The 22,211-nt window shown below is 62.5% G+C and carries 23 protein-coding genes; 12 read left to right on the forward strand and 11 right to left on the reverse strand.

The genetic code is table 11. The features are described 5' to 3' along the window. Positions 1 to 28 precede the first annotated feature (28 nt). A complete protein-coding gene (locus BLJAPNOD_RS22375; RefSeq protein WP_115421533.1) occupies positions 29 to 1,069 on the forward strand; it encodes a dipeptidase in 1,041 nt (346 codons plus the stop codon). A gap of 324 nt (positions 1,070 to 1,393) precedes the next feature. Here BLJAPNOD_RS22375 and BLJAPNOD_RS22380 read toward each other — a convergent pair whose 3' ends face one another. Then, positions 1,394 to 2,257 carry a DMT family transporter gene (locus tag BLJAPNOD_RS22380; protein ID WP_115421534.1) on the reverse strand — a complete coding sequence of 288 codons (864 nt, stop codon included), beginning with the start codon at positions 2,255 to 2,257 and terminating at the stop codon, positions 1,394 to 1,396. A gap of 101 nt (positions 2,258 to 2,358) precedes the next feature. Here BLJAPNOD_RS22380 and BLJAPNOD_RS22385 point away from each other — a divergent pair, with 101 nt between their 5' ends. After that, positions 2,359 to 3,756, forward strand: a complete 1,398-nt coding sequence (locus tag BLJAPNOD_RS22385; protein ID WP_115421535.1) for a PLP-dependent aminotransferase family protein — start codon at positions 2,359 to 2,361, stop codon at positions 3,754 to 3,756. Between the two features lie 390 nt (positions 3,757 to 4,146). Further along, a complete protein-coding gene (locus tag BLJAPNOD_RS22390) occupies positions 4,147 to 5,190 on the forward strand; it encodes a glutamine synthetase beta-grasp domain-containing protein (RefSeq protein WP_115421536.1) in 1,044 nt (347 codons plus the stop codon). Positions 5,191 to 5,355: 165 nt separating this feature from the next. Here the strand turns inward: BLJAPNOD_RS22390 and BLJAPNOD_RS22395 are convergent, their stop codons facing one another. The 7 genes from BLJAPNOD_RS22395 to BLJAPNOD_RS22425 form a co-directional block, all read right to left on the reverse strand. Further along, positions 5,356 to 6,258 carry an ABC transporter ATP-binding protein gene (locus BLJAPNOD_RS22395; protein WP_115421537.1) on the reverse strand — a complete coding sequence of 301 codons (903 nt, stop codon included), beginning with the start codon at positions 6,256 to 6,258 and terminating at the stop codon, positions 5,356 to 5,358. Further along, entirely contained in the window at positions 6,255 to 7,058 is an 804-nt protein-coding gene (locus tag BLJAPNOD_RS22400) for an ABC transporter ATP-binding protein (RefSeq protein ID WP_115421538.1), read from the reverse strand. The genes BLJAPNOD_RS22395 and BLJAPNOD_RS22400 overlap by 4 nt, the downstream gene beginning before the upstream one ends. Beyond that, positions 7,055 to 7,945, reverse strand: coding sequence for an ABC transporter permease (locus BLJAPNOD_RS22405; protein WP_115421539.1), 891 nt, complete (start codon positions 7,943 to 7,945; stop codon positions 7,055 to 7,057). Before BLJAPNOD_RS22405 ends, BLJAPNOD_RS22400 begins: the two co-directional genes overlap by 4 nt. Before the next feature lies 1 nt (position 7,946). Then, a complete protein-coding gene (locus BLJAPNOD_RS22410) occupies positions 7,947 to 8,924 on the reverse strand; it encodes an ABC transporter permease (protein WP_077502510.1) in 978 nt (325 codons plus the stop codon). A gap of 163 nt (positions 8,925 to 9,087) precedes the next feature. Further along, positions 9,088 to 10,737, reverse strand: a complete 1,650-nt coding sequence (locus BLJAPNOD_RS22415; protein ID WP_115421540.1) for an ABC transporter substrate-binding protein — start codon at positions 10,735 to 10,737, stop codon at positions 9,088 to 9,090. 36 nt (positions 10,738 to 10,773) lie between these two features. Further along, positions 10,774 to 11,796, reverse strand: coding sequence for a glycoside hydrolase family 3 N-terminal domain-containing protein (locus BLJAPNOD_RS22420; RefSeq protein ID WP_077502508.1), 1,023 nt, complete (start codon positions 11,794 to 11,796; stop codon positions 10,774 to 10,776). Between the two features lie 24 nt (positions 11,797 to 11,820). Then, entirely contained in the window at positions 11,821 to 12,300 is a 480-nt protein-coding gene (locus BLJAPNOD_RS22425) for a GNAT family N-acetyltransferase (RefSeq protein WP_115421541.1), read from the reverse strand. Positions 12,301 to 12,821: 521 nt separating this feature from the next. Between BLJAPNOD_RS22425 and napE the strand changes: the two genes are divergently transcribed. The 7 genes from napE to BLJAPNOD_RS22460 all read left to right on the forward strand — a co-directional run bounded on the left by napE (position 12,822) and on the right by BLJAPNOD_RS22460 (position 17,810). After that, positions 12,822 to 13,013: a periplasmic nitrate reductase, NapE protein gene (napE, locus tag BLJAPNOD_RS22430; protein WP_244611049.1), complete on the forward strand. Its 192-nt coding sequence runs from the start codon at positions 12,822 to 12,824 to the stop codon at positions 13,011 to 13,013. A 17-nt stretch (positions 13,014 to 13,030) separates the two neighbouring features. Beyond that, the gene (napF, locus tag BLJAPNOD_RS22435) at positions 13,031 to 13,516 is read left to right on the forward strand and encodes a ferredoxin-type protein NapF (RefSeq protein WP_244611050.1); all 486 of its coding nucleotides are present in this window, start codon (positions 13,031 to 13,033) and stop codon (positions 13,514 to 13,516) included. Continuing rightward, on the forward strand, positions 13,509 to 13,796 hold the full coding sequence (locus BLJAPNOD_RS22440; RefSeq protein WP_077502504.1) for a chaperone NapD: 288 nt from the start codon (positions 13,509 to 13,511) through the stop codon (positions 13,794 to 13,796). The genes napF and BLJAPNOD_RS22440 overlap by 8 nt, the downstream gene beginning before the upstream one ends. Further along, the gene (gene napA / locus BLJAPNOD_RS22445) at positions 13,771 to 16,275 is read left to right on the forward strand and encodes a periplasmic nitrate reductase subunit alpha (RefSeq protein ID WP_077502503.1); all 2,505 of its coding nucleotides are present in this window, start codon (positions 13,771 to 13,773) and stop codon (positions 16,273 to 16,275) included. The genes BLJAPNOD_RS22440 and napA overlap by 26 nt, the downstream gene beginning before the upstream one ends. Beyond that, entirely contained in the window at positions 16,245 to 16,745 is a 501-nt protein-coding gene (locus BLJAPNOD_RS22450) for a nitrate reductase cytochrome c-type subunit (RefSeq protein WP_077502502.1), read from the forward strand. Before napA ends, BLJAPNOD_RS22450 begins: the two co-directional genes overlap by 31 nt. Positions 16,746 to 16,749: 4 nt before the next feature. Continuing rightward, a complete protein-coding gene (locus tag BLJAPNOD_RS22455; RefSeq protein WP_077502501.1) occupies positions 16,750 to 17,445 on the forward strand; it encodes a NapC/NirT family cytochrome c in 696 nt (231 codons plus the stop codon). A gap of 179 nt (positions 17,446 to 17,624) precedes the next feature. Further along, a complete protein-coding gene (locus tag BLJAPNOD_RS22460) occupies positions 17,625 to 17,810 on the forward strand; it encodes a twin-arginine translocase TatA/TatE family subunit (protein ID WP_077502500.1) in 186 nt (61 codons plus the stop codon). Between the two features lie 59 nt (positions 17,811 to 17,869). Here BLJAPNOD_RS22460 and BLJAPNOD_RS22465 read toward each other — a convergent pair whose 3' ends face one another. Together BLJAPNOD_RS22465 and BLJAPNOD_RS22470 are read right to left on the reverse strand one after the other, a co-directional pair. After that, complete coding sequence (locus tag BLJAPNOD_RS22465) at positions 17,870 to 18,238, reverse strand: YbaN family protein (RefSeq protein WP_077502499.1); 369 nt, start codon at positions 18,236 to 18,238, stop codon at positions 17,870 to 17,872. Between the two features lie 19 nt (positions 18,239 to 18,257). Then, positions 18,258 to 18,959 (reverse strand): DUF2161 family putative PD-(D/E)XK-type phosphodiesterase, encoded by a 702-nt coding sequence (locus BLJAPNOD_RS22470; protein ID WP_115421544.1) that lies wholly within the window; start codon positions 18,957 to 18,959, stop codon positions 18,258 to 18,260. Positions 18,960 to 19,203: 244 nt separating this feature from the next. On the opposite strand from BLJAPNOD_RS22470, the gene BLJAPNOD_RS22475 reads away from it, so the two are divergent. Together BLJAPNOD_RS22475 and BLJAPNOD_RS22480 are read left to right on the forward strand one after the other, a co-directional pair. Further along, the gene (locus BLJAPNOD_RS22475; RefSeq protein ID WP_115421545.1) at positions 19,204 to 20,568 is read left to right on the forward strand and encodes a nodulation protein NfeD; all 1,365 of its coding nucleotides are present in this window, start codon (positions 19,204 to 19,206) and stop codon (positions 20,566 to 20,568) included. Positions 20,569 to 20,594: 26 nt separating this feature from the next. Further along, on the forward strand, positions 20,595 to 21,368 hold the full coding sequence (locus BLJAPNOD_RS22480; protein WP_115421546.1) for a slipin family protein: 774 nt from the start codon (positions 20,595 to 20,597) through the stop codon (positions 21,366 to 21,368). A 22-nt stretch (positions 21,369 to 21,390) separates the two neighbouring features. Here the strand turns inward: BLJAPNOD_RS22480 and BLJAPNOD_RS22485 are convergent, their stop codons facing one another. Beyond that, positions 21,391 to 22,203: an inositol monophosphatase family protein gene (locus BLJAPNOD_RS22485; protein ID WP_115421547.1), complete on the reverse strand. Its 813-nt coding sequence runs from the start codon at positions 22,201 to 22,203 to the stop codon at positions 21,391 to 21,393. Positions 22,204 to 22,211: the final 8 nt, after the last annotated feature.

Genomic DNA, 22,211 nt, shown 5'->3' on the forward strand with positions numbered 1-22,211 from the left:
GGCAAACAGGTTGAAAGGCGATCCCCAATTGGCAACACAGGCGAAAATCCCGGTCTTCGATGGACATAACGATGTGCTGTCGCGCTTGTGGCACTCGCAGCAGCCAGGCGCTGAGGCCCGCTTTATAGACGGCGGCAGCTCCGGCCACATTGACCTCATCAAGGCCGAGAACGGCGGGCTCGCCGGCGGTCTTTGCGCCGTTTATGTCTCTTCTCCCAGCATGCAGAAGGACCCCAATGGCGACTTCGCAACGCCGGAGCAAGGGGATGCGCTGAAGAGCACGCTCGGTATGGCGAGCCTGCTGATGCGTCTTGAGCGCCAGGCTGGCGGCCGTCTGAAGATCTGCCGGTCGGCAGCCGACATCCGCCAGGCCATCGCCGACGGCGTGTTTGCGTCGGTGCTCCACATTGAAGGCGTCGAAGCCTTCGACGCTGGTCTCGATGCGCTTTATGTGCTGCACGCTGCCGGCCTGCGCACGCTTGGGCCTGTCTGGAGCCGGCCGAACATCTTTGCCTATGGCGTTCCGTTCCGTTTCCCGTCGTCGCCGGATATCGGTCCGGGCTTGACGGAGAGCGGCAAGGACCTGATCCGGGCCTGTAACGAGTTGAAGATCATGGTCGACCTGTCGCACATGAACGAGCAGGGTTTCTGGGACATCGCCGCGCTTTCAAACGCGCCGCTGGTCGCCTCCCATTCCAACGTGCATGCGCTCTGCCCGCACAGCCGTAACCTCACGGATCGCCAGCTCGACGCCATCAAGGGCACGGGCGGCCTTGCCGGCATCAATTTCGGTGTCCTGTTCCTGCGGTCCGATGGCATCAGGAACCCGGACACCAGCCTCGACCTTTTGGCCGATCACATCGACTATATCGCCAACCGTATCGGCCTCGACCATGTCGCGCTCGGCTCTGATTTCGACGGCACCACGATCCCCGCGGCGCTGCGGGACGCGGCCGATCTGCAGCTGCTCGTCGACCTCTTGCGCAAGCGCGGTTACGACGAAGCAGCGCTGGCGAAAATCTGCCACGGCAACTGGATCCGGGTGCTGGAAACGACCTGGGGCGCGTGAGACAAGTCGCACAGCGAGCCCTATCGGCTCGCTGCGATCACCTTGCCAGCGTCGTCAAACAGGGGTGATCTGGCTGCATCGATCCGGATGTTCACGGCCTCGCCGAGACGGTAGGGCGTGTTGGCAGGTGCGCTGTATCGAACACCTGATTACAGAGGGAAGGATCGAGATTGTGCTGTAGGAGTTCGAGCCTGCGCCTGTCCCGATCCACATCCTGTGGCGCGAGGGTAGGGCACCCACGGCCAAGGTTCAGACCTTCATCGACCTCTTGAGCAAAAGGCTCAAGAGGTCGATCACCTCTGACGACGGCGGCTTGGCTGCTGCTTATTTCGCGAACTTCTTGGCCCCGGCGACGCAAAGCACGATGGCGCCGGTCACGGCCAGCATCGCTCCGCTCACCGGTTCATGGAGTAGGACTGCCGCCAGCGCCAGGCCGAAGAACGGCTGCAGCAGTTGCAATTGCCCGACGCCCGCGACGCCGCCGAGGGCCAGCCCGCGATACCAGAAGACGAAGCCGATCAGCATGCTGAAGACGGAGACATAGGCAAGTCCTGCCCATGCAGGGCCATTCACCATCTCAACGGCTGGTGCGTTGGTGAAAAGACCGATGCCGATCATGACGGGCAGCGACAGCACCAGGGCCCAGCAGATCACCTGCCAGCCGCCGAGCTTGCGCGACAGGGCAGCACCTTCGGCATATCCAAGGCCGCAGACGATGATGGCCGCGAGCATCAGGAGGTCGCCGACCGGCGAGGCGGAAAAGCCCTGCGTCAGCGCAAAACCGGCAACAAGCGCGCTGCCGAGGCAGGAAAACAGCCAGAAGGCAGGATGCGGCCGTTCGCCGCCGCGAAGCACCCCGAAGAGGGCGGTGGCCAAGGGCAGCAAGCCGACGAAGACGATCGAGTGGGCCGATGTCACATGCTCAAGCGCCAGTGCGGTCAAAAGCGGGAAGCCAAGGACGACGCCAAAGGCGACGATTGCCAGTGACATGAGATCGGCGCGCGTCGGCTTGGGTTGGCGAAAGACGAGGAGCAGGCAGAGCGCAAGGGCGCCGGCGATCGCCGCGCGTGCGACGGTCAGGAATACCGGGTCGAAGTCCATGACGGCAGCGCGTGTGGCCGGCAGCGAGCCGCTGAAAATCAATACTCCGAGGAAGCCGTTTAACCAGCCTGTGGTCGCTCTGTCCATTGTCGTCTCCTTTTCTACATGTATCGGTTGGAGACAGTGGCTCTTCCAGAGACAATGCGGTACAGTTTCGCCAAACTGTGCTGCATTAAGGTCCAATACAGATGGCATTTCAGCAAACGGCGTCCGGTAGCGAGACGCTGCTCGAGGGCGTCATGGGTACGATCCGGCAACGCATTGCCGGGCGATCGTTGACGCCGGGTGCCAAGCTTCCTTCCATTCGGGCGCTCGCGACGACGATGCGGGTTTCCAAGTCGACGGTCGTGGAAGCCTATGAGCGTCTTGCCGCCGAGGGCACGATCCGCTCGCGGCCCGGTTCCGGTTTTTTCGTGTCTGCACCCCTGGCGCCGCTGTCGCTGACCGAGGTCGGTCCGCGGGTCGATCGCGCGATTGATCCGCTCTGGGTTTCGCGTCAGGCGCTTGAAACAGATGCCGAGGTGCTGAAGCCCGGCTGCGGCTGGCTGCCGGCGTCGTGGATGCCAGAGGCAGCACTCAGGCGGGCGCTGCGCTCGATCGCGCGCGCGGAGACGGCGAGCCTGACGGAATACGGCACGCCGCTCGGCTTGCTGCCCTTGCGGCAGCTGCTGGCGCGGCGCCTCGCCGAACATGGAGTCGAGGCATCGCCCGATCAGATCATCCTGACAGAGTCAGGCACCCAGGCGATCGATCTGCTTTGCCGGTTCCTGCTCGAACCCGGCGACACCGTCATGGTCGACGATCCCTGCTACTTCAATTTCCAGGCGCTGCTGCGAGCGCACCGCGTCAATGTCGTCAGCGTGCCCTACACGCCTGTCGGTCCCGATCTCGATCGGTTCTCTGAAGTGCTGGAAGCCCATCGCCCCCGCCTCTACATCACCAATTCCGCCGTCCACAATCCGACCGGCGCCACGCTCTCTCCCGTGGTTGCGCATCGCCTGTTACGGCTGGCCGAACAGGCGGGCTTGACCATCGTCGAGGACGATATCTTTGCCGATTTCGAGCATGAGCCGGCACCGCGGCTGGCCGCTTTCGATGGCCTCGACCGTGTGGTGCAGATTGGCAGTTTTTCCAAGACGTTGTCCGCATCCATGCGCTGCGGCTACATCGCAGCTCCCCGGAGTTGGATCGAGGGGCTGATCGACCTCAAGATCGCCACCACATTCGGCGGCCCGAACCTCGCCGCCGAGTTGGTGCTGACCTTGTTGCGGGATGGCAGCTATCGAAAGCATATGGAGGCGCTGCGTCTGCGCCTGACGCGGACGATGACCGAGACGGCCATGCGGCTGGCTGCAGTTGGGATCACGCCCTGGATCGAGCCGCAGGCCGGCATGTTCCTCTGGTGCAGGCTGCCGGACGGCCTCGATGCGTCGGAACTGGCGCAGAAGGCGCTGGCGCACGATGTCGTGCTGGCACCCGGCAATGCCTTCAGCCATTCCGGCGCGGCATCAGGATTTCTGCGCTTCAACGTCGCCCAGTCGACCGACGAGCGGCTCTATCGCGTGCTGACGATGATTACCCGGTAGCCACGCGTCTGGCGGCGTCGTTTCTGTCTGGCTTGCGACGGGCGCTTGTTTTTCGAGCAGTGTCTTTGACGGCCCTTGTCGACGGGGCGGTAACGCCCCGGCGGCCGCCTTGCCGCCCCACGGCTTCTTTGGCAGCGGTTTGCTCGCGGCCGTGCCTCAAAGCGTGGCTGATGGTGCCTATTTTCTGTGCAGTCCGCTTCATCCTTAGTCTTGCGCCGCCGCTCGCGCTGTGACGGCGGATGCCGCGGGCATTGATTTTTCGTGTTTTGGCCAGGCAAAGCGAACTGGCACGATTAATGCTTTCTTATGTCTAACGGTCGTCGGGCAGCCATCTGGATTGCCCAGCCGCTTCGGAACCAAGCCATTCCTGGCGTCATGTGAGAGAAAGAAATGACAAAGTTTAAGCTCGAATACATCTGGCTCGACGGTTACCAGCCGACCCCCAACCTACGCGGCAAGACCCTGGTCAAGGAATTCGACGCTTTTCCGCAGCTTGAACAGCTTCCACTCTGGGGCTTCGACGGTTCCTCGACGATGCAGGCCGAAGGCAGCAGCTCCGACTGCGTGCTGAAGCCGGTTGCCGTCTATCCGGACCCGGAGCGCAAGAACGGCGTGCTCGTTCTCTGCGAAGTCATGATGCCCGATGCCAAGACGCCGCATCCGTCGAACACCCGCGCTTCGATCGCTGATGACGATGGCGCCTGGTTCGGCTTCGAGCAGGAATATTTCTTCTATCAGAACGGCCGTCCGCTCGGCTTCCCGGATGCCGGCTTCCCTGCGCCGCAAGGCCCCTACTACTGCGGCGTCGGCTACAGCAATGTCGGCGACATCGGCCGCAAAATCGTCGAAGAGCACCTGGACATCTGCCTGGCCGCCGGCATCAACCATGAAGGCATCAACGCCGAAGTCGCCAAGGGCCAGTGGGAATTCCAGGTCTTCGGCAAGGGCTCGCGCAAGGCCGCCGACGAAATCTGGCTTGCCCGCTACCTCTTGCAGCGCCTGACCGAAAAATACGGCATCGACGTCGAATACCACTGCAAGCCGCTCGGCGACACCGACTGGAACGGTTCGGGCATGCACGCCAACTTCTCGACCACCTACATGCGCGAAGTCGGCGGCAAGGCGTATTTCGAAACCCTGATGGCGGCCTTCGCCGAAGCCCGCGCCGACCACATCGCCGTCTATGGTCCCGACAACCACATGCGCCTGACCGGCAAGCACGAAACCGCCTCGATCCACCAGTTCAGCTACGGCATTGCTGACCGCGGTGCCTCGATCCGCGTTCCGCACAGCTTCGTCAACAACGACTACAAGGGCTATCTTGAGGACCGCCGCCCGAACTCCAAGGGTGACCCCTACCAGATCGCTGCGCAGATCCTGAAGACGATCTCCACGGTTCCGACCGACGTCGAAAAGCAGATGAAGGCGGCCTGAGCATGGCTTGTGGCGTGCCCAAGCGGCACGCCACAACCGGCTTAGCTGCCAGGAATGCGCGATCGGCAACGATTGCCCAAACACAACGCCCCGCTCTAAAGCGGGGCGTTGTGTTTTTAAGTCCTGGGAGGAAGCCCGGTCGGCAGGCTGGAAGTCGGAGCTGCTTCAGGCGGCGCGGACAAAATGATCGGTGTCGACCTCGACAATCCTATCCTGGGTCATGGCCGATTGGCGGCGGATGTCTTCCACATCCTCCGGGCGCAGCCGCACGCTCGGGTCGTCGAAGCGGATGTCCGGGTCGGGGACCGCGGAAAGCAGGAGCTTGGTATAGGGGTGGGCGGGGCTGTCGATCACCTTGCCGACATTGCCCCACTCGACGATCTGGCCGGCATACATGACTGCGATTTCCTCGGCGACATAGCGGGCAGTGGCGATGTCATGAGTGATGTAGAGCAGGCCAAGCTTCATCTCCTGCTTCATCTCACTCAGAAGATTGAGCACGCCGAGGCGAACGGAGACGTCGAGCATCGACGTCGGCTCGTCGGCGACGATCACTTCCGGCTTGGCGGCGAGCGCACGGGCGATGTTGACACGCTGGCGCTGGCCGCCGGAAAGCTCGTGCGGGTATTTCGGCGCGACAAGGTCGGGATCTAGCTTCACCTGCTGCAGCAGCGCACGCACCGTCGCGTCGATCTCTGACCGCTTGACGTCAGGGCGGTGCAGCAGCAGCGGCCGCTTCAGATGATAGGCGATGGTGTGGGCGGGATTGAGCGAGGCGAACGGATCCTGGAAAATCATCTGCACCGCGCGTCGGTAGTGGGCCGCCTCTGCGGCGTTGGCGGCTTCGACCGCCTTGCCCTTGAACAGGATTTTTCCGTCCGTTGGCAGGTATTCGCGCATCGCCATGCGGGCGCACGTGGTCTTGCCGCTACCGGACTCGCCGACAAGTGCCAGCGCCCGGCCGGCATGCAGGGAGAACGAGATCGAACGCGCCGCATGAACAGCGCCCGGCCCATTGCCGAATGTCTTGGTGACCCTGTCGAGGGCAAGGATAGGCTGGCCGGTCATAGCAGGACGCCTCCATGGAGCGACGGGAAAGAAGCCCAGAGTTGCTTGGTGTAGTCGTGCTCAGGCGATCCGTAGATCGCTTCCGCCGTGTTCTGCTCGACGAGTTTGCCGGCGAGCATGATGCCGATGCGGTCGCAGAACTGCACCATCAGGCCGAGATCGTGGGTGATGAACAGCACGGCAAAGCCGAGGCTGCGGCGCAGCTCGTTGATCCGCTGCAGGATTTCTCGCTGGACGACGACGTCGAGCGCCGTTGTCGGCTCGTCCATGACCACCAGCCGCGGGTCGAGCGCCAGGCAGATGGCGATGACGATGCGCTGGCGCATGCCGCCGGAAAACTGATGCGGGTAGTCGCGCATGCGATCCGGCGCGATGTCGACGAGCTTCAGCATTTCGGCGGTGCGGTCGCGCGCCTGTGCCCGGCTCATGTTCTTGTGGGTCTTCAGCACGTCATAGAACTGCTGCTCGATCCGCAATACCGGATTGAGCGAGTTCATCGCGCTCTGGAACACCATGGCGACCTCGCGCCAGCGGAAATCGCGCAAGGCTCTGTCATGGAGGTCGAGCACGTCGCGGCCGTTCAGCAGGATGGTGCTTTCGCGCCGGATCAGTGCCGGTGGCTTGTGCAGTCGGCTGATGGCAAAGGCGATGGTGCTCTTGCCGCAGCCGGATTCGCCGGCAAGGCCGAAGACTTCGCCCGGCGCAACGTCGAAGGAGACATTGTCGACGGCGCGAAAGTCCTTCTCCTCGCCGATATAATCGATCGTCAGGTTCTTCACCGATAGCAGTGGCGCGGTCACAGGCGGCCCTCCCCGGAGCGAATGAGCGCGGACCAGCGCCCGAGACGGTTGCCGGTCCGCAGCCGCGGATTGGCGATTTCGTCGACGGCGAAGTTCAGAAGCGACAGGCCGATGCCGAGGAAGGCAAGCGCGAAGCAGGGCGTGAGAATGTCCCACCAGGCGCCGACCGAAAGCGCAGACGCTTTCTGCGCGGCATAGAGCATGGTGCCCCAGGAGACGACCTTCGGATCGCCAAGGCCGAGAAACTCCAGCGTCGCTTGAGTGATGATCGCGAAAATGACGCTTCCGATGAAGTTGATGCCGACGATCGAGATCAGGTTGGGAAAGATCTCGAAGGTCATGATGCGCCAGCGCGGCTCGCCCATCATCTCCGCCGATTTGACGTAGTCCTTCTGCTTGACGGAAAGCGTCTCGGCGCGGGTGACGCGCGCGCCCCAGGCCCAGGACGTTCCGCCAAGGATCAGCGCGATGACCCAGGGGCTGGCCTGGCCGATGAAGGCCGCGAGCACCAGGAGCAGCGGCAGGTTGGGAACCACCAGCACCATGTTGGTGAAGAAGCTGATGACCTCGTCGACCTTGCCGCCGCGATAGCCGGCGAGAATGCCGAGTGCCGTGCCGACGATGGTGATGAGCAGGCCTGCGCCGAAGCCGACGGCAAGCGAGGTACGGGCGCCATAGATCAGCCGCGTGAACACATCCTGGCCGATGCGGGTGGTGCCGAGCCAGTGGGCAAGCGAGGGCGCCTGATGCGGCCGTCCGACGCGCGCGCCCGGATCGTAGGGGGTGAGGAGCGGTGCGGCGATCGCCACGAGAAGGATGAAGGCGATGATGCCGACGCCGACCAGAGCCTTGCGATTGCGGATCAATCCGAAGGGGTTGGTCTTCATCTCAAGCCTTCTTCAGTCGGGGGTCGAGCAGCACATAGCTGACGTCGACGATGAAATTGGCAACCAGCATAGTCGCGGTCATGATCAAGAGCTGTCCCTGGATAACCGGGTAGTCGCGGGCAAGGATCGCCTGGTAGAGGATGTTGCCGAGGCCCGGATAGTTGAACACGACTTCGGTCACCAGCGAGCCGCCGAGAACAGTGCCGATGGCGATGGCCAGGCTCGACACGGTCGGCAGCAGCGCGTTGCGCGCCGCGTACCAGAGCATCACGTGGCCGTCCGAAAGGCCCTTCGCCCGGGCCATGACGATATAGTCCTCGCCGAGCAGGTTGATCATGTTGTTGCGCATGGTGACGGCGAAGCCGCCGGTCAGCACCGTGCAGAGCGTCAGCATCGGCAGGAGGCCGTGGTAGAGCACGCTGCCGATATATTGCAGCGTGAAGGCCGGATCGAGCGCCGGGTCGGCGGCATAACCCGTCGGGAACCAGTTCAGCGTAAAGCCGAAGAAGAACACAACGATCAGCGAGGTGACGACGGCTGGAACCGAGGTCGCGAAGATCGCACCCACCGAAACGATGACGTCGAAAAGGCTGCCGCGGCGCCAGGCGGCGAGGATGCCGAGGAAGGTGCCGAGCGTGAAGCTGATGATCGTCGCCGTGCCCATCAGGCCAACAGTCCAGACCAGCGCATTGCCCAGAACCGTCGACACCGGCAGCGGGAAATACTTGATCGAGCGGCCGAGATCGCCGCTGAAGATGCTGCCGAGATAGGTCAGGTATTGCTGCCACAGCGGGCCGTCGACGAAGCCGAAGGTCAGTTTCAGCGCTTGCAGGCTTTCAGGCGGAAGTTCCGCGCCTGCGCTCGAAAACATGATCTGCACTGGGTCACCGGGCATCAGCCGCGGCAGGAAAAAGTTGATCGTCGCCGCCGCGACGAAGGCTGCCAGATAGAAGCATAGGCGGCGAAGCAGGAAAGCCATGGGGACTCCATCGACTGCGCCTTGATCCTGTTACCGGCAGGATAGGCGGCAGAAACGCTTTGAAACGGCGCAGGCCCTTGATCGCGGAGCGGGTCTGCTCTCGAGGCCGGCGCGGAGGCGGGAGCAGCCCGATCGTGAGCCGCTCCCGCCAGTCCTGGGATGTTTAGTTGACCGGCTTAAGTGCCAGCAAGTGCAGCAGTCGCGCCGGGTTGTTACGGGTGATCGACGGGTTGACGAAGGGGGTCTCCGCCGTCACCCAGCCTTCGAAGCGCTTGGTGTTGTACTGGTACCAGTTCGGATTGTTGAACACCGGCATCATCGGCATGTTTTCGGCAACGATGCGCTGGGCCTTGTTCATGGCTTCCTTCTGCTTGGCGAGGTCGGCCGTGTGGGTGAACTCGGTCACGAGCTTTTCCACGTCGGCGTTGAACCAGCGCTGCGCGGTAAAGCGCGTCTTGCCCTTGTCCGAGGCGCTGAAGGCGCGCTTGTAGGGGTAATAGGGCGAGGCGGATGCCGGCAGGCTGTTGATCGCGGCGTCGAACGTGCCGTTGATGAGGTTGCCGGTCCAGACAGCTTCTTCCGGCGTTTCGATCTTGGCATCGAGGCCGACGGCCTGTAGGCCTTCGACAGCGATCGTCACCGTGTCGATCCAGTCGGTCCAGGAGCTCGGCACGATGATCGAGAAGGCGATCTTGCTGCCGTCCGGATTGTCCCGGAAACCGTCGCCGTCCTTGTCGACATAACCGGCTTCGTCAAGCAGCGCCTTGGAGGCATCGGCGTCATACTTGCCGTAGGTGCCGAAATCGGTTGCGACCGAGGGATCGGCCCAGGTCTTGTAGAGTTCGCCCATGCCGGCCGGATCTTCGTTCAGCGTCGGATAGCCGTAGCCTGCAACGTCGACCATGGTGCCGCGGTCGAGCGCCATCGAGGCCGCGCGACGGAACTTTACGTCGTTGAAGGCCTTGCGGTTGTTCTCGTTGGCGGTTTCCTGGTTGAAGAGGAATGCCACCATGCTGCTCGGCGAGTACCAGAAATGGAAGTGCTCCGGATCCTTGGCAACGTAGACGTTCTCGATATCCGGGATGAAGGAAACACCCCAGTCGAGCGTGCCCGACGCGGTCGCAGTCAGGATCTGGTTGTTGTCGGCGAGCTGTGGGAAGCGCATGCAGTCGACCTTCAGGGTCGCTGCATCCCAGTAATGCGGGTTGCGGCACTGGTCATAGGTCTGTCCGGTGAAGCGCGGGATTTCCGTCATCGGGCCGCTGCCGACAGGTGTCTCGTTGGCGAAGGTCACCGGCTCGGCGATATCCTTCCAGACATGCTCCGGCACGATCGGCAGCTGAGCCAGCTGCTCGGCGGCAAGCGAACTCGGATTGGCGAGCGTGAAGCGCACGGTCTGGCCGTCGACGGCCTCGACACCGGTGATGAACGTCCAGATGCTGACGAAATCGAGCGCCGGGAATTTCTTCAGGTAATCGTAGGTGAACTTGACGTCGGCAGCCGTCAGCGGCTTGCCGTCAGACCATTTCAGGTTCGGGCGCAGCTTGAAGTCGATCGACTTCAGGTCGTCGGACAGCGTGAAGCTTTCCGCAAGGCGGAACACCGGCTTGTTGTCGTCGAAGCGATTGAAGACGATCAGCGGCTCATAGATGAAGTCGAGTGTGCTCTGGCGCGCCGATGTCTGGTTGAACGGGTTGAAGTTGCGAACCCAGGTGGTGGCCGGCTCGATGTTGACGGTCAGGACCGACTGCGCCGTCGCCGGTGCAGCGAAAAGGGTCAGCGCGGTGGCTGCCCAGAGAATGGATTTTTTCATGGTTTCTCCCCCCTTGATTGGTGAAAGGCGTTCCCGTCAGGCGACGAGAACGCTGTTGAACATGTCTTCGACTTCGGCATGCGCCGTGCGAACATCGACCTTGAGCTTGCCGAGCCGGCTCTGCCCGGCGGCGATCCGCTTCTGGGCAGCCTCCGTCAGCGGGCGGGCGGCCCTGGCGGCAGCCTCGCTCTCGGCCAGGTCGCCGTGGCTGTGGAGTGCGATGTCGGAGCCTGCGTCGAGCACCTGCTTCACGCGCTCCGGCAAGGTGCCGCGCAGCGATTCCATGAAGATGCAGTCGGAGACCAGCACGCCCTCATAGCCCATGTCCTTGCGGATCACGTCGTGCATGGTCGGCGAGATCGAGGCCGGCAGCTCGCTGTCATAGGCGGAGTAGACGACGTGGGCGACCATCGCCCAGGGCGTATCCTTGAGGGCAACGAAAGGCTTGAAATCAGTCGCTTCGAGCGTTTCGCGCGATGCGTCGACGACAGGGCGCTCCTTGTGGGAATCGCGCGTCGCGCGGCCATGGCCGGGGATGTGCTTCATCACGGGCATGTTGCCGGTCTCGAGCAGGCCGTCGACCACTTCGCGGCCAAGGGCTGCGATGAAATCGGGATCCGAACCGAAGGAGCGCGCACCGATGACGGAGCTGGTCGTTTCGAAGACGAGGTCGAGAACCGGCGAGCAGCCGCTGGTAAGCCCGAGTTCGGTCATCATCGTGCCCATGGCCTGCGATGACAGGCGAAGCGCCCTGCGGCCGAGGTCAAGGTCATGGCGGGCCAATTCGGCAAACTGGCCGAAGCTGCGGAACAGCGGCCAGGGGCCGGCGTCGAGGTGCTGGACGCGGCCGCCTTCCTGGTCGGTAAAGACAGGCGCGTCTTCACGGCCGACAGCCTCGCGGAAGCGCTCGATCAGGACCTTGACCTGGCCGGGCTCGCGCAGGTTGCGGCGGCCGACGAAGAGGCCGAGCGGATTGGTTTCGCGAAACAGCGCGAACTCGTCGTCCGAGAGTGTGGGATTCGGAAGTCCGACGAAAAGGGCAAGCGGCGTCGATGCCATGGGAAAGCTCCGATGTTCAGATGATTATTTGGATGGGCTACGAAGCATGCCTTCGTAGATGCCCTTGTCGGTGGCGGGGATGGCGACCGCGCCGATGGTTTTGGCGTAGAAATCGACAGGACCGGCATCGCCGATGAAGGCATAGGCGTGTCCGAGCGTCTTCATGGTCTCGAGCGACGCGGCCAGCAGATCGACGCCGATACCGCGGCCACGACTTTCGCTCGACACCCCGGTCGGGCCGAAGAAGCCGCGTGCCGTCGTGTCGTAACAGGCAAAGCCGAGCAGCTTTCCGCCTTCCACCGCAATCAGGCAGGCAATCGGCTGGCGGGAAAACGCGACGGAAACCTCGCTCGCCCAATTGTCACTGAAGTTTTGCCTTACCCATTCGACGACAACTTGCATTTCGGGCGGAAGCGCCGGGCGAATGCGAATGCCTGTCGTGTCGGTTTTCCGCTTGAGATTGGCGAGCGTCGGCGAATACAAGCTCACAAGCAAGTCCGGCACCCCTAGTCCTCCGTATATTCCCTTATTAAGGAATTGATCCCTTTGTAATGCAATATGTGTCCTGATCTCATGCGGGTTGTCAACCGGCAATCGCGGGGAAGGTGGCACGGCCGACGTGTCGTTCGGGGAGGAAGAAAAACCGCTGGGCGGCGCACAGTATTGTCGTGCGACAACCTGTTCGCTACGGCAAATCTACGATCGGTGAACCGGCGAATCGCCAAGTTCTCTTCAAAATCCAATGCCTTCGACGTCACCAAGCTGCGCACGGCTGACGCTTTCACCGATGCCCTGCGGTGGGCTGTCGTTCTTTCATTGTTCCCTTCATATGGTGATTTACGAAAATACGAAGTGTGGTTCTTGCTCCTGATTTGCAAAGAACCACTGGAATTGCTGGGGTAAATATCCCTTTGAATTGACAGATGTTATTTTTGTACATGAATATAATTGTATAGTTTGTTCCGCTTTATTTTCCGTCACGGGTTGTTACTATGCTTCCGGATCAACGAGCCCGGGAGCCTGACGTGTCAGAAGTACCTCCACAGCACTTGACCGAGCAGGAGCCGCGCTCGCGCCGGCGCCAGGAGCTCCTGACGTTTCTCGTGCTGGCTTTCGGCATCTGGCCGATCGTTGCCGTTGGCACGGTCGCCGGTTACGGTTTCCTGGTCTGGTTCTATCAAATGATCTTTGGCCCTCCGGGCCCGCTCGGGCATTGAGGTAATCGATGGGGGCGGTGACAACCAGACGTGGATTGTTTCTCGGTCGGCAGGCAGTGCGAAAACGCGTTCTGCCGCCGGGCGTCACGCTTGAAAGCCTGACGGCGTGCACGGGGTGCGGCCGGTGCGTGGAACACTGTCCCACCCACATCATTTCATTACGGGACGAACGTCCGACGCTCGACTTTTCCGGCGGCGAATGCACGTTCTGCGGCGATTGTGCGCGGGTCTGTCCGGAGCCGGTATTCGCCGTGTTGGGCTCGACGCGGCTCGCCCATGTCGTTGCCATCGGCGATGGCTGTCTCGCACGCAACAATGTCGCCTGCCAATCCTGCCGCGATGCCTGCCCTGAGGAGGCGATCCGCTTCCGCCCTCGGGCCGGCGGCCCATTCCTGCCTGATGTGAACGTCGACAGCTGCAGTGGATGCGGCGCCTGTATCGGCGTCTGTCCGGTGAGCGCCATCGGCATCGTCGAGCGGCACGAGGAGGACATCCATGCCTGATCGTTCCCGGCAATATCATGTCTCAAGCGCTGTCGTCGTCGCTCTTCCGGCGATGGCGGACGCAGTCCTTGCCGCGCTGGCGCGCATGGAAAATGTCGAGGTTTACGGACACGAGGGCGGCAAGATTGTCGTCGTCATCGAGGGAACGAGTACCGGCATGCTTGGCGAAGCCCTGTCGACGATCTCCACGCTTGACGGCGTGGTGGCCGCCAACATGGTTTTCGAACATGTCGAAACGGAAGGAGTGACGGACGATGACCACCGAACTGACGCGGCGTGACATCTTGAAGGCACACGCGGCCGGCATCGCCGCCGCCACCGCCGGCATTGCGCTGCCTGCCGCCGCCCAACCCGTGCCCGGCGGCATCAGCGCGCTCGAAATCAAATGGTCGAAGGCGCCCTGTCGCTTCTGCGGCACCGGCTGCGGCGTGATGGTCGGCGTCAAGGAAGGGCAGGTCGTCGCCACCCACGGCGACATGCAGGCCGAGGTCAATCGCGGCCTCAACTGCATCAAGGGCTATTTCCTCTCCAAGATCATGTATGGCACCGACCGGCTGAAGACGCCGATGCTGCGCAAGCTGAACGGCGCGTATAGCAAGGACGGCGAGTTCGAGGCGGTGAGCTGGGACGAAGCCTTCGACGTCATGGCCGAACAGTGCAAGAAGGTGCTGAAGGAGAAAGGGCCGACTGCCGTCGGCATGTTCGGCTCCGGCCAGTGGACGATCTTCGAAGGCTATGCGGCGACCAAGCTAATGCGCGCCGGCTTCCGCTCCAACAACCTCGACCCCAATGCCCGCCATTGCATGGCCTCGGCTGCCTACGCCTTCATGCGCACCTTCGGCATGGACGAGCCGATGGGCTGCTACGACGACTTCGAGCATGCGGACGCCTTCGTGCTCTGGGGCTCGAACATGGCGGAGATGCATCCGATCCTGTGGACCCGGCTTGCCGATCGCCGGCTTGGCCAGCCGCATGTGAAGGTGGCGGTGCTGTCGACCTTCACCCATCGCAGCATGGACCTCGCCGACATCCCGATGGTGTTCAAACCCGGCACCGATCTGGCGATCCTCAACTACATCGCCAATTACATCATCGAGAAGGGCCGGGTGAACGAGGACTTCGTCCAGAAGCACACGACCTTCATGCGCGGCGTCACCGATATCGGCTACGGCCTGCGGCCGGACAACCCGGTCGAGGTGAAGGCCGCCAATTCGTCCGACCCCGGCAAGATGGAGCCGATGGACTACGAGGCGTTCAAAACCTTCGTGTCGGAATACACCTTGAAGAAGACCGCCGAACTAACCGGCGTCGATCCGGCTTTCCTTGAGGAACTGGCCGAGCTTTACGCCGACCCGCAGCGCAAGGTGATGTCGCTGTGGACCATGGGCTTCAACCAGCATGTGCGCGGCGTCTGGGCCAACCAGATGGTCTACAACATCCACCTCCTGACCGGAAAGATCTCGGAGCCCGGCAACAGCCCGTTCTCGCTGACCGGCCAGCCTTCCGCCTGCGGCACGGCGCGCGAGGTCGGCACGTTTGCCCATCGCCTGCCTGCCGACATGACCGTGACCAATCCGGAACATCGCAAGCACGCCGAGGAGATCTGGCGCATTCCGCACGGGATCATCCCGGAAAAGCCTGGTTATCACGCTGTCGAGCAGGATCGGATGCTGAAAGACGGCAAGCTCAGCTTCTACTGGGTCCAGGTCAACAACAACATCCAGGCCGCTCCCAACACCAGCAATGAAACCTGGCAGGGCTACCGAAACCCGGAGAATTTCATCGTCGTCTCCGATGCCTATCCGACGATCACGGCGATGAGCGCCGACCTGATCCTGCCGGCTGCCATGTGGGTGGAAAAGGAAGGCGCCTACGGCAATGCCGAGCGCCGCACCCATGTCTGGCACCAGCTGGTGCAGGCACCGGGCGAGGCGCGCTCGGACCTCTGGCAGCTGGTCGAGTTCTCCAAGCGCTTCATCACCGACGAAGTCTGGCCGGCCGAAATCCTTGCGGCCAATCCGGAGTTCAAGGGCAAGACCCTGCATGACGTCCTGTTCCAGAACGGCGAGGTCAATCGCTTCCCCTTGAGCGAAGTCAGCGGAGACTATGCCAACAACGAGGCCCAAGCCTTCGGCTTCTACCTCCAGAAGGGACTGTTCGAGGAGTATGCCACCTTCGGTCGCGGTCATGGCCACGATCTGGCGCCCTATGACCGCTACCACGAGGAGCGCGGGTTGCGCTGGCCGGTGGTCGACGGCAAGGAGACACGTTGGCGCTACCGTGAGGGCTACGATCCCTATGTGAAGGCCGGTGAAGGCGTCAAATTCTACGGTCGCCCGGATGGTAAGGCGGTCATTCTCGCGGTGCCTTATGAGCCGCCGGCAGAATCGCCCGACGAGGAGTTCGATCTCTGGCTGGTGACGGGCCGCGTGCTCGAACACTGGCACTCGGGCTCGATGACCATGCGCGTTCCGGAGCTTTACCGCGCGTTCCCTGGTGCCCGCTGCTTCATGAACGCGGACGACGCCCGCAAACGCGGCATCAACCAGGGCGCGGAAGTGCGGATCCTGTCGCGGCGCGGCGAGATCCGCTCGCGCATCGACACGCGCGGCCGCAACCGCATGCCGCCCGGCGTGATCTTCGTGCCCTGGTTCGATGCGAGCCAGCTGATCAACAAGGTGACACTCGACGCAACGGATCCCATCTCCAAACAGACGGATTTCAAAAAATGCGCAGTCAAGATCGTCTCCGTCGCTTGAAGCGACCCGAATGGATGGTCGTTGCCATCGGCCTCGCCCTGTTTGCAGCGACGACGGCGATTGCCCAGGTCGTCCAGCAAATGGTGCCACAGCTTGAAGGCCCGACGCCGCAGATGGAAACCGGGGCGGCCGCGACCTTGCCGAAATGGGTGGTCGACGACAAACGCAAGATGCGCGCCTATCCGGACCAGCCGCCGATCATCCCGCATTCGATCGAGGGTTATCAGCTCTCGGTCAATACGAATCGCTGCCTCTCCTGCCACAAGCGCGAGTTCACGCAGGATAGCGGCGCGCCGATGATCAGCGTGACGCATTACATGACCCGCGATGGGCAGATGATCGCTGACGTTTCGCCGCGGCGCTATTTCTGTACTGCATGCCATGTGCCGCAGGCGGATGTTCGCCCGCTGGTCGACAATGGTTTCAAGGACATGAGCGAACTCGGCGTCAAGCCGGCCGGAAGCGAGTGAGCCCATGGAGCGGATTAAGAGACTTATCCTGTGGGCGTGGCGGCTTGTCAGCACGCCGGCGGGCACGCTGAGCCTCGGGTTTCTGACGCTCGGCGGCTTCGTCGGTGGCGTGATGTTCTGGGGGGCCTTCAATACGGCACTCGAGATCACCAACACCGAAAAATTCTGCACCTCCTGTCACGAGATGAAGGACAACGTCTATGAGGAGCTGACGCGCACGATCCACTTCTCCAATCGTTCCGGCGTGCGTGCGTCTTGTCCAGACTGTCATGTACCGCACCAGTGGACCGACAAGATCGCCCGCAAGATGCAGGCGTCGAAGGAGGTCTGGGGCAAGATCTTCGGGACCATCAGCACGCGGCCCAAATTTCTCGAAAAGCGCCTCGAACTCGCCCAGCACGAATGGGCGCGCCTGAAGGCCAATGACAGCCTGGAATGCCGCAACTGCCATTCGTCCGTGGCCATGGACCTGCAGAAACAGACGGAACGCGCCGCCACCATTCACACGCGCTACCTGCTGTCCGGCAAGGCAACCTGTATCGATTGCCACAAGGGCATCGCCCATGAATTGCCCAACATGCAGGGCATAGATCCCGGCTGGAAGATGCCGAAGGAGCTGGAAGGCACAACGACATCGGGCATGACGCCGATCGACGACCTCCGCCGCGCGATGATGGAGCTTCACGCCAGCAACTTTTGATGGGGCCTAAGCGCCAAGGGTCAGAGATCGGATCGACGCAGCGAGTGGCCGTGGCCGCCTTTCAATGTTTGCGAACCGACAAAGATTGGTGCCCCATAGCCTGCTAGCGTCTCGATGGTCGGCGGCGGGTGACCGTTGCCGGGCGTCGTGATGGCTGACAGGATCAGGGAAGCAACGATATGGGATCTTTTAGCATCTGGCATTGGGTGATCGTGCTGGCAGTCGCGCTGTTGTTGTTCGGCCGCGGCAAGATCCCGGAGTTGATGGGTGACGTCGCCAAAGGCATTCGCAGTTTCAAGAGCGGCTTGAACGACGACACCACTGATCCGGGTGACAAGAGGATTGAAGCTGGACCCGGCGAATAATCGGTTGCGTCAGGCCGACGACCTCTTTGTGTTTGCGTGCCTGTCGCCAGCCCGAGCCCTCAGGCGCTCGGCCGAGTGATGATGAATAGGGCCGGTAGCAGCATCGCACCTGCTACGGCGGCCGCGAGGAGCAGGCTCGGCTTGCTGACAGCGTAGAAGAAGACGAAGCTTACCGCCATCAGGGCGAGGGCTATCTTTTTTGCTCGCGCGGGTATCGCGCCGCTTTCGCGCCAGAGGCGCAACGAAGGGCCGAATGTCGGATGCTCCAGCAGCCAGCGCTCGAGCCGTGGCGAGGCGCGGGCAAACAGGCCCGCCGCCAGCAACAGAAACGGCGTGGTTGGCAGGATCGGCAGGAAGATGCCGGCGACGGCGAAGCCGACCATCAGCCAGCCGAGGCCAAGACAGAGCAGCCGAAGGGGAAGGTTCATCTGTGCTCTCCGCGCCAGTTCAGTCTTCGGACGCTGTTGCCATTGTCTCGGTCTCTGACGTGCCCGAAACAGGACCTTGCGGCCAGCGCCGAAGCGCTTCCGCTCCGACTTCAGTGAGCGCATAGACACCGCGATCGACCCGTTCGAACCAGCCATAGACATTGCCTTGCAGGATCTTGGCGGCGTCAGGGGCGGCTTCGCGCAGATCGCGCGGACGCAGCTGTCCGCTCTGCAAGGCGGCGGCGCAGGCAAGCGCCTGCTGGCGGTAGGCCGTCATGATCGGGGAGCGCGTGCTGCCGCCGAGCGTCGGATCGCCCTTGCGACGGTGGTGCTCCTTGATGAGACGCGCCCGCTTCTTCAGGTTCTTGCGCGGCATGGCCGCAGAGGCTGCGACGATCACATCGACCGTGCCGTTGTCGGCAACCGCGAGCATGCCGAGCCCGATCCGGCGGCAGAGATCGCGAAAGCGCCGGTCGCTCTCGCGCCCCTTGCCCTTGGCCGAGACGCGTGCTGCGATCCAGACCTCGTCACCGGCATTGGCCCGATCCACCGCCTGCAAGACCAACTCCAGATTGAACGTCAGCTTCAATTCGCAGATCACGACGAGCGGTGGCTCGTCGTCGCTGAGCGCAAGGATATCGCAGCCGCCGATCTCGCCCTTGACGGAATATCCGGCCTTTTCGAGGAAGCGCTTGATCGGCAGATAGAGTGTTGTCTCCAAGCGGGCGGGTTTCCTCTAGAGGTCGAAGGCGGCTCGTGTCGGCAAGCACGCCATGGCGTTCATTTCTGCGAAGCAATGCGGTTGTCCTGACATGCAGATAGCCCCGATGCGGGACTTTGTCATCCTGCTCACCGTCCGGAGAGCGGTGGTGTGTTGTGCTTCGTCTTAACTTTATGGTGTGCTAATATTGCCTCCGCGGGACGTCTTCGCCGAAGGCGCCCGCAATACGAGGCTTTGACGACGGATGTTGCGAATCCTCAGCCTGTTGCTTGCCCTGATATCGACATGCGTGTTTCCAGCAGCGTCCGCGCCAGAAACCGAGCGGGTTGCCTTGGTGCTCAATCTGAAGGGGGCAATCGGTCCGGCAACGGCTGAATACGTCAAACGCGGTTTGCAGCGGGCCAACGACCGGCTCCTGCCGCTTGTCGTTTTGCAAATGGACACGCCCGGTGGTCTCGATACGTCGATGCGCGAGATCATCCAGGCGATCCTCGCCTCGTCGGTTCCCGTTGCCAGTTTCGTCGCGCCGAGCGGAGCGCGGGCTGCCAGTGCCGGCACCTATATCCTCTATGCAAGCCATATCGCCGCCATGGCGCCGGGAACCAATCTCGGGGCGGCAACGCCGATCGCCATTGGTGGAGACATGTTTGGCCGACAAGAGGATGAGCATCCAGGCGAAAACGACAAGGACACCGCAGGCCAACCGCAGCAAACCCAGTCGGCAAGTGAGGCAAAGCTGGTGAACGATGCCGTCGCCTATATCCGCGGATTGGCCGAGTTGCGTGGGCGCAATGCCGATTGGGCCGAGCGGGCGGTACGCGAGGCTGCGAGCCTGTCGGCAGTGGCGGCCGTTCAACAGAAAGTCGTCGATTTCACTGCCGTTTCCATCGACGACCTGCTGAAGCAGGCGCAGGGGCGGACTGTCCGTGTCGGGCAGGCGGATATCACGCTTGAAACGTCACGGCTTGGCGTGGAGGCTTTTGTACCCGACTGGCGCACGCGTCTGCTTGCGGTCATCACCGACCCGAACATCGCGATCATTCTGATGATGATCGGCATTTATGGACTGATCTTCGAGTTCCTGACGCCCGGATCCGTCGTGCCGGGTACGGTCGGCGGGATCAGTCTGCTGCTTGGCCTCTACGCATTGGCCGTTCTGCCGGTCAGCTATGCCGGCGTCGGCCTGATCCTGCTCGGCATCGGCCTGCTGGTTGCAGAGGCACATTCGCCTTCGTTCGGCGTGCTCGGGACGGGCGGTGCCCTGGCGATCGTTCTTGGCGCCGCGATCCTTTTCGATACGGACACGCCGGGGCTGGGGGTATCCTGGCAGTTGCTTGCCGGTGTCGGCATCGCCAGCCTCGGCTTCAGTCTGCTCGTCGGGCGCCTCGCCTTCGGTTCCCGCCGCCGTGCCGTCGCCACGGGAGCTGAGCAGATGATCGGGATCGCCGGCAAGGTCGATAGTTGGGCCGGTGCCAAGGGCTATGTCATTGCCCACGGCGAGCGCTGGCAGGCCGTCAGCAGCGAGGCGCTTACAACCGGAGAGAACGTGAAGGTGGTTGGCCGCAACGGGCTGACGCTTGAGGTCGCGCGCGACCAGGCGAAGGCCTGACGCCTGCGGTAGAAGGAGTAGAGATCATGAACATGCTTGGGAGCCTCGCTCCCTATCTGGCGATCCTGTTTTTTGTCCTGATCGTGATCGCCTATGCGATCAGGATCCTGCGCGAATATGAACGCGGCGTCGTCTTCACCCTCGGTCGCTTCACCGGCGTGAAAGGGCCGGGACTGATCCTGCTCTTTCCCTATGTTCAGCAGATGGTGCGGGTCGATCTCAGAACCCGTGTGCTCGACGTTCCAAGCCAGGATGTCATCTCGCACGACAATGTGTCGGTCCGTGTCAGCGCGGTCCTCTACTTCAGGGTGATCGATGCCGAAAAATCGACGATCCAGGTCGAGGATTTCATGATGGCGACGAGCCAGCTCGCCCAGACGACATTGCGCTCGGTGCTTGGCAAGCATGATCTCGACGAAATGCTGGCGGAGCGCGACCGGTTGAACGAGGATATCCAGAAGATTCTCGACAGCCAGACAGATGCCTGGGGCATCAAGGTTGCGACCGTCGAGATCAAGCATGTCGACATCAACGAAAGCATGGTCCGTGCCATCGCCCGCCAGGCCGAGGCTGAGCGCGAACGCCGCGCCAAGGTCATCAATGCCGAGGGCGAACAGCAAGCGGCGGCAAAACTGCTCGAGGCTGCCGAGATCCTTGCCCGGCAGCCTGAAGCCATGCAGTTGCGCTATTTGAGCACCTTGAACGTGATCGCCGGCGAAAAGAACTCGACGATCGTCTTTCCGTTCCCGATGGAGCTCGTCAACCTGCTGGCGGCCAAGACCGACAAGCAGGCGCGCTGATCGCGTTCGGCGTCGTAAAGCTTTAGGCTGCCTTGCGTTCCAGCTGCGCGACCTTGAGCAGGTCGTCGATCGCGCCAGGTGCTGCGACCAGAACGGCGCTTCCCCGGGTCAAGGCGTCGCCCTGTGTCGGGAAAGGCAGCGACCAGCCGCCCGCCTCGTTGACAAGGCAATAGCCGGCCAGGCAATCCCAGGCGTGCATGTAGGGCTCATAGTAGCCGACGAGCCTGCCAGCGGCCACATAGGCGATCATCAGCGCGCCCGAACCGTTGCGCATGAAGTTGCCGCCGGCCTCAAGAAGGCGCTCGACGATCCCGGCGACTTCGGCCGGTGTCACGTGATTGTTGGCGCCAAGACCGGTCACCGCATCGCGGATCGTCCGCGTCGCATCGAGCCGCAGGGTCTTGCCGTTGAGCGTCGCACCGTGACCGGCCGCAGCCGCATAGAGCTCGTCGTGGCAGGGCGACTGGATCACGCCGATCACCGGTTTGTCCGCATGAAGCACGGCGATCGAGATGCACCAGTTGGGCATGCCGTTGACGAAGGGCGTCGTGCCGTCAATCGGGTCGATCACCCAGGTGAAGCCCGACGTGCCACTGACAAGGCCGTGTTCCTCGCCAAGCGCGCCATCGTCAGGAAATGCGGCACTGATGCGGTCGCGGATCAGTGTCTCGACGTTGCGGTCAGCGATCGAGACGACGTCATGGGCGTCAGCCTTGGTCTCGATCACCAGTGTTTCGCGCTGGACGAAGTAGTCATGGGCAAGCCGTCCGGCTTCACCGGCAACGGTCTTGGTGAGCGCGAAGCGGGCTTCAAGGCCCGCGATTGGCGAAGTCATGCGAAAAG

Source organism: Ensifer sp. M14 (assembly GCF_003355565.1).
GTDB lineage: Bacteria > Pseudomonadota > Alphaproteobacteria > Rhizobiales > Rhizobiaceae > Ensifer.